The sequence below is a fragment of the Kitasatospora sp. MY 5-36 genome (assembly GCF_001182915.1).
GTDB lineage: Bacteria > Actinomycetota > Actinomycetes > Streptomycetales > Streptomycetaceae > Kitasatospora.
In genome coordinates, this window is sequence record NZ_LFVW01000098.1 from 1 (window position 1) to 11,489 (window position 11,489).

The window sequence follows — 11,489 nt, forward strand, 5'->3', positions numbered from 1 at the left end:
CCTGACCCGCCACGTCCCCTGTTCGAGCCCCCCGAGTGTGATGGGATCATGGGCGCGCTCAAAGGAGGGCAGATCCGTGGACGAAGGAACGCGCAGGGCATTGCTGATCGGGGTGGGTGAAACCCCGGCCGCGGCGCATCGCTTCCCCCCGCTGCAAAACGCGGTCACCGCGGACCTGCACGAATTGGGCGCAGCTCTCACTGACGCCGGCTACGACGTCGAGACGCTGCGGGACCCAACCCGCAACGAGATCGCCGACCGCATCACCCGGATCGCACAGGACGCCCCGGCCGGCAGCACCCTGCTGCTGTACTTCTCCGGACACGGCATCCGGATCCACGACACCGACTACCTGTTGCCCACCGATGCCCTGGCCCCCGCCGATGGCGATCCGGCAGCCTGGAAGCAACCGCACATCACCGAATCCCTGATCGACGCGGACGTCAGCAAGTACCTGTCCGGCTGTACCGCCGGAACCGTCCTGTGGCTGATCGATGCCTGTCGTTCACCCGAGGACAGCGGCCCGGTGGTCTTCGGCAGCGGCATCACCAGGGGCCCGGCCCGCGGCGGCTTCGCCGTCATGACCGGTTGCAAGCCCGGGCAGCGCTGCGGCTACACCGACGCCGGTAGCTTCTTCACCCGCGCGCTCGCCGAGGCCTTCGGGCCATTGACCGAGGCTTCCACGGTGGAGCAGGTCTACCGGACGGCCTCCCTGCGCACCCGCCAATTGGCACTGCACCACCGTGCCGACCCGCAGGAGGTCCGGATCCACTACGGCAGGGACCTGGAGGAGGAGACCCGGGGGACGGTCGTCGCCCCGGGCCGGCGACTGCTCGATTCCTGGCGCGAGGTCGTCCACGCGCCCGAACTCTGGTCCCGGATCCCGGCCTCGGACCAATGCCTGGTACCCCGTTTCCAGGAACAGCTGACTGCCCTTGCCGCCGAGACGGCACGTGACGTCCACCGAGCACAGACCCGGCTGCCCGACCCCTGGGCCGACGACGACTTCCCGGTCCGGCTTCTTCGTCTGCGGATACCGCAGCTTCTCGGCGAGAAAACCGAGCTGTCCGCGCTTGAGGTCACCGCACTGATCGCCGGGGTCTTCCTCCACGAGGCGGCCTGGGCCGACCGGCTCAGCCAGGCCTATGAGGTCGGTCCCTACTTCGTCCGTCCAGAGAAGGACGGAGACTCACTCCGGTCACACTACGAACAGATCGTCAAGCACTATCCGCAGATCGCCGAGGTGCTCTCCCAGACCTACCTGTGGTACACCGATCCGCCAGCGGAGAAGCACGCGGTCGCCCTCTGGCTGACGCACCGCTGGATCGCCGACCGGTTCGAGACCGACGACCAGCCGGTGCCGGTGGAGCGGGCCGACAGGTTCGCCGCCCGGCTGATGGCGGCCGACGAGGCGGCGTCCGCCGGCCGCACCGACCGCGTCCGCGAGCTGTCCTCAGCCCTTCAGCTGATTGCCGCCGGCCCCACGCTCGGCCTGCCGTTCGACCAGTCTGCGCCGCTCCCGAGCCGGCACGCCCTTCCTGAGCGACCCCAGGAGCTCCGGCTGCGCCCGCTGGCCGCACTCCTGCGACTGGCTGCGCTCATGGCCTTCGACGCCCGTACCCTGCCCGAGGTCCTGGCCGAACATCTGGCCGTCTCCGACCGGGTGCGACCGCAGGAGGTGATCGGAGTACTACGGGAGGCGGTCTGGGACACCGAGGACCACGGGAACGAGCCTCAGGACCTGCACCTCGACGTCATGTGCCCGCACCCGGCGCTGCACGCCGCGCTCAGCACCATCGTGGAGGATGTCGACGAACTGAGCCAAATGCTCCGAGACAAGGCCCGCATGATGGCCGCACGCGACGCCCTGCTGCTCACGGGGCTTCCGGCCCGTGCAACGGACCGCAACCTGCGACCGGCCGGCTCACCAGGACAGCGCGCCTACGACGTCCCGCTACTGCAGTTCTCGCTCGCCCAGACCGAGGTGCGCCGCTTGCTGATGGGCGAAAAGCTCTACGATGGTGAGCGGGGCCTTGCCGTGCGCGAGATGTACCAGAACGCCATGGACGCCTGCCGCTACCGCGAGATGCGCCTGCGGTACCTCACCGGACTGGGCCGCACGCCCACGCCGTGGTCCGGTGCCATCCGGATCGGGACGGGCACGGACGCCCGGGGCCGCTACGTCGAGTGTGTCGACAACGGCGTTGGGATGACGGTCGACCAGCTCACCAACACGTTCACCCGCGCCGGCCGCCGCTTCGAGCAGGCCCGCGCCTTTCGGCGGGAACAGGCAGCCTGGCTGCGACACGACCGTTCGCTCCGGCTCTACCCCAACAGCCGGTTCGGCATTGGCGTCTTCAGCTACTTCATGCTGGCCGACGAGATGACGATCACTACGCGTCCGGTCGACGAGGACGGCCGTCCCGCCGCCACCGCTCTGCGGGTGGAGGTGCCGAGCAGCGGCAGCCTGTTCCGTGTGCAGGAGGAGAAGGCCGAACACGGCGACAGCCTTCCTGAGGGCGGCACCCGGGTTCGGCTCTATCTCCGCAACGAGTACGCCCTGCCCGGCTCGGCCTGCGCGGACGTCCTCCGGCCGCTGGTTCTTGTCAGTGAGTTCCGGCTGGAGGCATGGAACGGGGACGACCTCGACCAGGTGTGGCTGCCGGGTGCCCTCCAACTGGGTTCAGGCCAACGGGCTGTCGAGTCCGAGACGGCTGTCGAAGCCGTTCCGGGAACGCTCTGGTGGGTCAAGGGCGAAGGAGCGGTCCTCTGTGACGGCATCGCCACCAATGTGCGCCCCTTTGGCTACGTCCTCAACCTGACCGGCCCCCACGCAGGCGAACTGAGCGTCAACCGCAAGAAGCTCGAACGCTATGACCGCGCCTGGGAGGCGGAACAGTGGCGGCTGGGCGCCCAAACCCTCGCGACCTGGCCCGAGTTGGACCTCGCCTGGATGCACAACCTGGAAGACCGCAAGCTCCGGGCAGCCCGAACGCTGTGGCAGGAGTGGCACGACCGCGGCGTCCAGGTGCAGGCCAGGAACGGGTACCGGAACAAGGTCCGCCTGAACGAGGTCGGCTGGTTCAGCCTTGACCAGTGGCTGAACGACAAACACCGCAACAACTACAGCAAGCGGGACATCCAGCACGCCATCCGGCCGTGGCGCTCGACTGTGCTGCGCACAGGTCGCTCCGGCGGGTCCCACGGGCCGCTCTCGCCCGAGGGGCATCCGGTCCCCGAGCCCGGTTGGTCCGCGGTGGCCACGACGGATACCAGGGACTGGCGCAACGTGGTCTCGCTCGCCCGGTCCCAGGGAAGCACACCGGCGGAAGTACTCCGCGCCGCCCGCGGACTGCGGATCTCACACGCTTCGTTCGCCGGACCGGCCGTACGTGAGGGCGACCTGGCCTGGAAGCCGACCTACCTCGATTCCGTGATCATGGAGGCGCTGTTGCCTCCCGATGATCCGAGGTTCCGGGCAAGCCGGGATCGGCTTCTCCAGGACCATCCCGGAATCGGCTACCGCCATGCCCCGTCGGATCTCAGTGGCATCGTCCGTGCCTCGATGACCAGCGGCCGGACGCTCGGCGAGCTGGCCGACACCTGCGCACGCTACGCCCCGTTCCTCCTCGCCCCGCTCGGCGAGGCGCCCGATCACCACCGCGACCACATAGGTGACAAGGACGACCTCAGGCTGCTCTACATACTCCAAGGGACGCAATCCTGGCGGCTGGTGGCCCATGCGTGGGACATCCCCCTCATCGCGGCGACGCTGGGGATCAGCCCCACCGAAGCGTGTCGGAGGGCGTCCCGGTTCTCCGGGCTCGGACGACCGGCTCCCGACCCCACCCTCGTCGCCCAATGGGCGGCCACTCCCGACGAACTGGCACCGGTGCTCCAGCACTACACCGTCCGATCCCCCGACGGCGGCTCCGCGCTCCCCTGGGCCGCCACATTCGATCTGGCCGCGGAGTGGGGCATCTCGCTGCGCAAGGCGGAGAAGCTCCTCGCGCGCGAGGCCGATCGACTGCAACTGACCTACCAGCGGCGGTATTCGAACGGATCGGCCGGCCGCGGTCACATTCCGGAAGAGGAGACCGGAACGCTCGTCGCCCGACTGCACGAGGAGGGGTTCCGGCTGGAACAAGGCTTCTCCCTCCGCGATCTCGCGTTCGCCGCCCCCCGGCTTGAGTGGTCGGAACTCGCCGACGCATTGGAAGACTTGCGCGGTGCCGGGGTGGACATCCCGGACGGAGGCCGGCTTCTGCGCGCCTGGAACGATCTCCCGCTGCCGAGCAAGTATGCGTTCTCCGGCCGCGACCCGTCCTTCGACGGGGCGGACTACCCCGTGCTGCCCAGTTCGGAGGTGCTGTTCACCGGCAGCCAACAGCTCCAGCAGAAGCTCTCGTTCCTGTGGAAGACCGCTGCCAAGGAGTCCCGCCGCCTGGGCCTCGGATCGGAGCTCACGGCCCCCGAGTTGAGCGCCGAGCTGAAGAACTTCCGACCGTCCTGGGACGAGATCCACGCACTGATCGACCTCGGCGGCGACGAGGACTACGAGGAATGGTTCGAGACTCCCCGCTGGACCCGCCTCACCCCGTCGGCTCTCATCCGCTACGCCCGCGCGAAGAACGTGGGCGCCCGCGCCGCTTTCGGACTGCTGGCTCCGCTCCGGTCCATCGGAGCGGACATTCCCGAGCTCACCGCCGAAGCCCTCGCCGAACTGCCTGAGGACGTACCGGAGGAGACCGACGCGTACGCACTCGACCCCACGTGCCGGGCGTCCGGACCGGACGACCCGATCAGCCCGCTCGACCTCGTCGGCATCGCCGGCCGACTCGGCGAGCCGCTCCCCCGCACCTGGCAGCGCATCATGCCGTACCTCCCGCTGGAACCCGCGGCGGCCTGGCCGACGACCGGCATTCCCGACGTCGTACCGATCTGGCAGGATCTGGCGATCCTCTCCGAAGGTCTCGACGGCATGCCGCCCATGGTGTCGGGCGAGGTGACGCCGGAACGACTTGCCTTCGCGGCCGCGGGGGTCGGGGAAACAGTCGCCTGGGTCCGGGCACGACTCACGAACTACGCAGAACTCTTCACGCTGGATATCCCACCGGAGGATCGGATTTGACGCAGCAACCACCACACGCGTTCGACAAGCCCTACGCCGAGGAGGACCTCGGCCCCCTCGACCGCACGGACTTCGACCAACGCCCCACCCCCGACGGGCGCGGGGTCATGGTGAGTGGTGCCTGTCCACGCTGCCACGGTCGGACCGAGACGGAGATCCGGCGAGGGATTCCGGGGATCGGAGGGAAGGGACTCGTCGACCTGCTCATCGGGCGAAGGAGTGCGGCGGTCGAACCCGAACCGCTGGTCGGGGAAGTGCACTTCTGCGAGTGCGGGCACGCACACCCCGAGCTCCCCCCGGACTCCCTCTTCCTCGGGTGCGGTGCGAGCTGGAGGCTCCGAGCGTGAGTGCCAGATCCGACCGCCGCTGGGCCGAACTGGCCCGGGAACTCGAGTTCACCCGGCTACCCGAGCTCCGCCGCCAGGCCGAAGGCTGGCGAACCGGGCTGACAGGACTGACGGCCCTGCTCACCGTACTCGCCCTCCTGAAGGGGCGGGACAACCTGGCCGATCTGCCGGAATGGGCACGGCTGACGGCCACCGGACTGCTGGTCGGAGCCTTCGCATTGCTCGTCACCGGCTCCCTCCTCGCGATGCGAGCAGCCCACGGTGCCCCGGAAGAAGAGATCCTGCTCGGTGGGCAGGCACTCCGCCGATGGACCGAACGGGAAGCATCCCGGGTGACGACAGCGCTGGCTCGGGCGTCGGCCTGCTGCGTGCTCGGCCTCATGCTGATCGTGGCCGCTGTCGCCGTCACGTGGACCGCCACCCAGACCAAACCCGCGAACCTCGTCAGGGTCACCACCCCCTCCGGCGAGATGTGCGGCGAGTTGGTGTCGGCAGATCAGCGCCAGCTCCTGATCCGCCCGACGACAACGTCAGGTAGCGCGACCGTGCCTATGGGGAGCCTGCTGGGCATGCATCCCGTCGCATCGTGCTGAGCGCCGCAGGACCGGGAACCGTCCGCCCGGAAACGCGCTTTCAGGCGGACGGTTCGCGATGGGCCCCGGCTCAGGCCTTGGGGCCCGCGGACTGGACGACCTCGAAGGACCAGAGGGTGGAGCCGGAGGCGGCGGGGCGCTTGGGGGCCTCGCCGGCGGGGCCGTTCTGGTGGGCGGCCTTCATGGGGCCCTCCATCCAGGCCTTGAAGTCCTCCTCGCTGCGCCAGCGGGTGTAGACGAGGTACTGGTCGGTGCCCTCGACGGGGCGGAGGAGCTCGAACCACTCGAAGCCGTCCGAGTTCTCCACCGCGCCGGCCCGGGAGGCGAAGCGCTGCTCCAGCACCTCGCGCTGCTCGGTCGGCACCGTCAGGACGTTGATCTTGACGACGGACATGGCGCACTCCTTCTGCTCCGGTGACTGCTTACGGGGAGCAGTCTGCTACACCTCACGGCCGGACCGTTCGGAGGCACCGGCGGTCACGGCGGGTAGTGGGGCGTCGACGTGCAGGGACCGGGCCCGGGTGGAAGCCTGGAGGTAGAGCCCAGAACCCGAGGGACAGGGGAACGGTCATGGGTATCGGCGACAAGTTCCGGGACAAGGCCCAGCAGGCCGAGGAAGAGGCCAAGCAGCGCATCGGAAGCGGGCAACCGCAACAGGACGAGGCCCAGCAGAAGGCCTCGCAGGCCCAGCAGCAGGGTCAGCAGAACCTGGACGACGTGCAGGACGACATCGAGGGCCAGCGGTAGCGGCGGCTGTCGAGCGGGGACGGCCGGGGCGAGTCCTCGGCCGTCCCCGTCCCCACCCCCGTCGGCATCGGGCTCAGGCGATCCACGGCGGGAGGACGCGCTGGTCGTCGCGCGGGGCGAGGGCGCAGGCGTCGGGCGGGGTGACGGCGTCGGGGTTGTAGGCGTGGGCGGGGGACGGGGAGGCGACGACGGCGGTGAAGCCGGTGTCGGTGGCGATCTGCCGGAGGGTGTCGGCGGGGAGGGCGGCGGTGTCTCCGGCGGCGAGGGTGAAGGTCTCCCCCGCCAGGTCGATCCGGGCGGTGCCGGTGAGGAGTGTCCAGACCTGCTCGGTGTCCATGGCGTGCAGCGGGCCCCGGGCGCCGGCGGTCATGTCGACGTGCCAGACGGCGAGGGAGGTGGCGCCCTGGGTGGGCGAGGCGTAGGTGGTCATGACGGCGTTCGGGGTCTCGGTGCGGCGGGCGTCGGTCCGGCGGATGACGGGCATGGCGAGGGAACCCCCTAAGATGGACAATGAAGTTGTCTATATGGTCAATGAGGTTGTCTATCGTGTCAAGTGAACCGTCCCCGCCCGGCTTCGAGCTGCCGCTGCGCCTGCTGCTGGCCTTCCGGACGATCATCGACGAGCTGCACGAGCGCATCGCCCGCGAAGGCCACCCCGACCTGCGCCCGATGCACGGCTTCGTCTTCCAGGCGATCGGACCGCACGGCACCACCGCCACCGAGCTCGGCCGCCGCCTCGGCGTCACCAAGCAGGCCGCGGGCAAGACCATCGACGGCCTGGAGCAGCTCGGCTACGTCGAGCGGGCCGCCGACCCGGCCGACACCCGGCGCAAGCTGGTCCGGCTCACCGCACGCGGGGTGGACTGCCTGCTCCGCTCGGCCCGGATCTTCGACGAGCTGCGCGAGGAATGGTCGGCGGCCCTGGGCGAGGAGCAGCTGCGCCAACTGGAGGACGGCCTGCGCCTGCTCGCCCCCGGCGACCCGTTCCGCCTCGACACCCCGCGCTGGTTCGGGGCACCGTAACCCCGTTACCGGTCTCAGGAGTTGGGCAGACCGCCGGTCGCCAGGGTCTGGTTCTTGTACGCCTTCACGCCGGTGATCTCGGCGCCGAACCACTCCGGCGCCGAGAACGCCGCCGCCTCGGCCTCCGAGCCGAACTCGACCTCGACGGTGCGCAGTCCGGCCAACTCCCCCTGGTAGACGTCCGCGTAGACCGTGACGCCGGACGCGTCGAAGGTGTAGCGCTCCTTGACCAGCCGCGCGCCCTCGGTGGCCGGCCAGAGTTCGGTGAACTCCTGTTCCCCCAGCTCGCGTTCCACCTCGATCCGCACCGGGGAACCGGCCCCGGACGCCTTGCGCTTGACGCCGAGGACGCAGCTGCCGCCGATCCGCCGCAGCCGCACCTCCGTCCCGTCGTCCTTGATCGCGATGTACCCCTGCTCGATGTGCTGCCGCACCGCCGTCTCCGGCGGCTCGAAGGCCTCCAGCAGGAACTTGCGCTCGATCTCGAGCGGCACGCCGCACCACCCCTTCCCCGGTCACGCCCCACGGGCCGACGGACGAACGGACGGTCAGAACGACCGTCCCTCCCCACGGTACGGCCCCTGCGGCCCCGACGGGTCCGGACGGTCGCGCCGGTCCGCGCAGAGCGAGGAGCTGAGCCGGTTCAGGACCCCGGCGAGCTCGGCGTACCGCTGCTCGTCCCAGTCCCCCAGCAGTTCGGCGAGCTGGGTGCGCCGGGCGGCGACCAGCCGCAGCGCCGCCTCCTCCCCCGGTTCGGTGAGCCGCAGCGGCAGCCCGCCGGCCCTCGCCGCGAGCCCCCGGCCCTCCACCTCCCGGACGGCCTCCTCGATCACCGAGACCGGGACGATCCGCCGCTCGGCCAGTTCGGCCGGCTCGACCGAGCCGTGCTGGTGCATCTGGAGGAGCAGCCAGCTGGAGGCGGGCCGCAGGTCCAGCCCGGCGGTCTCGGTGATCCGCCGGAAGAGGTCGCGCCGGGCCTCGCGGCTGTTCAGCACCGACAGGGCGCGGGCGATCTCGTCCAGCGAGGTCCGCTCGACCGGGTTGACCCCGATGGACTCGCTGAGGTCCGGAGCGGTGACGGTGGAGCGCAGCTTCTGTTCGCGCAGGAACAGCGACAGCACGAAGGCGACCACCGCGACCGGCACCGCGTACAGGAACACGCGGGTGATCGACTCGGCGTACGCGTGGTAGACGCCCGGCTGGACGGCGGCCGGCAGCCGGGGGATGACGCGCGGGTCGGAGGTGATGACCTCCGGTCGGAAGCCGGGCGGCAGCGGCACCCCCGCCAGGGCGTCGGCGAGCCGGCTGCGCAGTCCGCTCGCGAAGACCGTCCCGAAGATGGAGACGCCGAAGGAGGCCCCGATGGAGCGGAAGAAGGTGGCGCCCGCGGTGGCCACGCCGAGGTCCTCGTAGCCGACCGAGTTCTGCACGATCAGCACCAGCACCTGCATCACCAGTCCCAGCCCGAGGCCGAAGACCAGGAAGTAGAAGCTCATCTCGGCGGTGCTGCTGTGCTCGTCCAGCCGGGAGAGCAGCAGCAGCCCGATGGTCGTCACGGCCGTCCCGGCGATCGGGAAGATCCGGTAGTGGCCGGTACGGGCGACGATCTGGCCGGAGCCGATCGAGGTGAGCAGCATGCCGAGCACCATCGGCAGCATGTGGATGCCGGACATGGTGGGCGAGACCTGCTGGACCACCTGGAGGAAGGTCGGCAGGTAGGTCAGCGCGCCGAACATCGCGAAGCCGACCACGAAGGAGATCACCGCGACCAGGCTGAACGTCCGCGAGCGGAACAGCCGCAGCGGCAGCACCGGCTCCACGGCCGTCCGCTCGACCTGGACGAAGGCGAGCAGCAGCACCAGCCCGAGCACGCCGAGGCCGACGACCTGCCAGGACGTCCAGGCCCAGGTGGTCCCGCCGAGCGAGGTCATCAGCACCAGGCAGGTGGCGACGGCGGCGATCAGGACGGTGCCCAGGTAGTCGATCCGGTGCTCGCGCCGGACCTCCATCCCGTGCAGCACCGCGGCGATCACCACCAGGGCGACGATGCCGATCGGCAGGTTGATGTAGAACACCCAGCGCCAGCTGAGGTGGTCGACGAACACCCCGCCGAGCAGCGGACCGAGCACGCTGGTGACGCCGAAGACGGCGCCGAAGAGGCCCTGGTAGCGGCCGCGGTCCCGGGGCGCGACGAGGTCGCCGACGATCGCCTGGGAGAGCACCATCAGCCCGCCGCCGCCCAGGCCCTGGAGGGCGCGGAAGGCGATCAGCTCGCCCATGTTCTGGGCGATCCCGCACAGCACCGAGCCGAGCAGGAAGATCACGATGGAGGCCTGGAAGAAGCGCTTCCGGCCGTACATGTCGCCGAGCTTGCCCCACAGCGGGGTCGCGGCGGTGGAGGCCAGCAGGTAGGCGGTGACCACCCAGGAGAGGTGGTCGAGGCCGCCGAGGTCGCTGACGATGGTCGGCAGCGCGGTGGAGACGATGGTCTGGTCGAGGGCCGCGAGCAGCATCGCCAGCAGCAGGGCGCCGATCGGCACCCAGAGGTTGGGGACGGTGACCGCCGGCGGGCCGGGCTCGCCCGCCGGGCTCCGGCCGGACGCGGTGCGCGGCTCCGTCATCGGGTCCCCGCGGGCGTCACGGCGTCCGCGCGGGGCGTCACAGCGTCTCCCCGGGCATCACGGCGTCTCCGTGGGCATGGCGTCTCCATGGGGTCCCGGGCCCGTCGGCCGGGCCGTGCGGATGATCACTCCCAGCTCACCGCGCTGGTCGGTTTCGTCCCGGTATGTTCCACCGGGTTGAGCCGAGCGTAAGCGCCGGGGACAACCGCCGCGCTCCGGGCGTTCTCGGAGGAGCCAACCCGCACCAACCGGCACAACACCCCCGCCGGGGGACGGACGCCCCTGTCCCCCCTTCGGACGGTCCTGCATAATCAGGCCCGATCGTGCGCCCGGATCCGCCGGGAACACGCGCCGAACGCGCACCGGACGATCGACCGACTGAACGAACGAACGACGACTGACCGACGACCGACCGCGAAGTCGACGCGAAACCGAGGAGGACCGGCCGATGCCGGACCAGCACTGCCCGACGTGCGGCACCGCACGCTCCACCGGGTGCGGCTGCGTCCCGGACCCGAGCCTCACCGAGACCGCCGTCCTGCCGCACGTCGAGGGCCCGCCGCTGGTCCGCCCGTACGTTCCGCAGACCGCCGACCAGGTGGCCGACGAGAGCCACCCGAACGCGCCGGTGGTGGACCCGTTCGCGACCACGGTGCTGCCGCCGGTCCCCCCGGGGCAGCCCGCCCCCGGGCAGCCGGCCGCTCCCCCGCTCGGACCGGACGCGGACGCGTACGCCACCACGGTGCTGCCGCCCGTCGCCCCGGGACAGGACCCCTTCGGGTCGGCGCAGGCCCCCTTCGGGTCGGGACAGGCCCCGGCCGGCCCCGGGCAGGACCCGTTCGGCCCCGCCGCCGACGGCTACCCCGGCGCCTACCCCGAGGCCCACCCCGGCGGCCACGGGGACGCGTACGCCACCACCGTGCTGCCGCCGGTCCCGCCCGCCGGGCCGGGCGGGAACGAGATCGGCCTCTTCGCCTTCGGGCAGGCACCCGGCGCCGGGCAGGGCCCGGACGTCGCGCGGGCCCCG

At 70.8% G+C, this 11,489-nt stretch carries 8 protein-coding genes and 1 pseudogene; 5 read left to right on the plus strand and 4 right to left on the minus strand.

Features of this window, described 5'->3' with window-relative positions:
- Positions 1–76 precede the first annotated feature (76 nt).
- Both AE652_RS08130 and AE652_RS08140 read left to right on the plus strand, forming a co-directional pair.
- Positions 77–5,131 (plus strand): caspase family protein, encoded by a 5,055-nt coding sequence (locus AE652_RS08130; protein ID WP_049650516.1) that lies wholly within the window; start codon positions 77–79, stop codon positions 5,129–5,131.
- 343 nt (positions 5,132–5,474) lie between these two features.
- Positions 5,475–6,071, plus strand: a complete 597-nt coding sequence (locus tag AE652_RS08140; RefSeq protein WP_049650518.1) for a hypothetical protein — start codon at positions 5,475–5,477, stop codon at positions 6,069–6,071.
- A 70-nt stretch (positions 6,072–6,141) separates the two neighbouring features.
- Here the strand turns inward: AE652_RS08140 and AE652_RS08145 are convergent, their stop codons facing one another.
- Positions 6,142–6,465, minus strand: coding sequence for an antibiotic biosynthesis monooxygenase (locus AE652_RS08145; protein ID WP_049650519.1), 324 nt, complete (start codon positions 6,463–6,465; stop codon positions 6,142–6,144).
- 176 nt (positions 6,466–6,641) lie between these two features.
- On the opposite strand from AE652_RS08145, the gene AE652_RS47305 reads away from it, so the two are divergent.
- Positions 6,642–6,818, plus strand: coding sequence for a hypothetical protein (locus tag AE652_RS47305; protein ID WP_199823059.1), 177 nt, complete (start codon positions 6,642–6,644; stop codon positions 6,816–6,818).
- A gap of 73 nt (positions 6,819–6,891) precedes the next feature.
- On the opposite strand, the gene AE652_RS08150 is transcribed toward AE652_RS47305, so the two are convergent.
- Positions 6,892–7,302 (minus strand): cupin domain-containing protein, encoded by a 411-nt coding sequence (locus AE652_RS08150; protein WP_049650520.1) that lies wholly within the window; start codon positions 7,300–7,302, stop codon positions 6,892–6,894.
- A gap of 47 nt (positions 7,303–7,349) precedes the next feature.
- Here AE652_RS08150 and AE652_RS08155 point away from each other — a divergent pair, with 47 nt between their 5' ends.
- On the plus strand, positions 7,350–7,841 hold the full coding sequence (locus AE652_RS08155) for a MarR family winged helix-turn-helix transcriptional regulator (protein ID WP_107086393.1): 492 nt from the start codon (positions 7,350–7,352) through the stop codon (positions 7,839–7,841).
- A gap of 14 nt (positions 7,842–7,855) precedes the next feature.
- Here the strand turns inward: AE652_RS08155 and AE652_RS08160 are convergent, their stop codons facing one another.
- Entirely contained in the window at positions 7,856–8,335 is a 480-nt protein-coding gene (locus AE652_RS08160; RefSeq protein ID WP_049650521.1) for a CYTH domain-containing protein, read from the minus strand.
- 54 nt (positions 8,336–8,389) lie between these two features.
- A complete protein-coding gene (locus AE652_RS08165; protein WP_049650522.1) occupies positions 8,390–10,462 on the minus strand; it encodes an MFS transporter in 2,073 nt (690 codons plus the stop codon).
- Between the two features lie 448 nt (positions 10,463–10,910).
- Between AE652_RS08165 and AE652_RS08170 the strand changes: the two are divergent.
- Positions 10,911–11,489, plus strand: a pseudogene (locus tag AE652_RS08170) (hypothetical protein); the annotation flags it as partial.

What these genes read in the sequence shown, in the direction of transcription:
- AE652_RS08145 (WP_049650519.1), bottom strand. Translation starts at nt 6,465, where the DNA reads ATGTCCGTCGTCAAGATCAACGTCCTGACGGTGCCGACCGAGCAGCGC.
- AE652_RS47305 (WP_199823059.1), top strand. Translation starts at nt 6,642, where the DNA reads ATGGGTATCGGCGACAAGTTCCGGGACAAGGCCCAGCAGGCCGAGGAA.
- AE652_RS08150 (WP_049650520.1), bottom strand. Translation starts at nt 7,302, where the DNA reads ATGCCCGTCATCCGCCGGACCGACGCCCGCCGCACCGAGACCCCGAAC.
- AE652_RS08155 (WP_107086393.1), top strand. Translation starts at nt 7,350, where the DNA reads ATGAGGTTGTCTATCGTGTCAAGTGAACCGTCCCCGCCCGGCTTCGAG.
- AE652_RS08165 (WP_049650522.1), bottom strand. Translation starts at nt 10,462, where the DNA reads ATGACGGAGCCGCGCACCGCGTCCGGCCGGAGCCCGGCGGGCGAGCCC.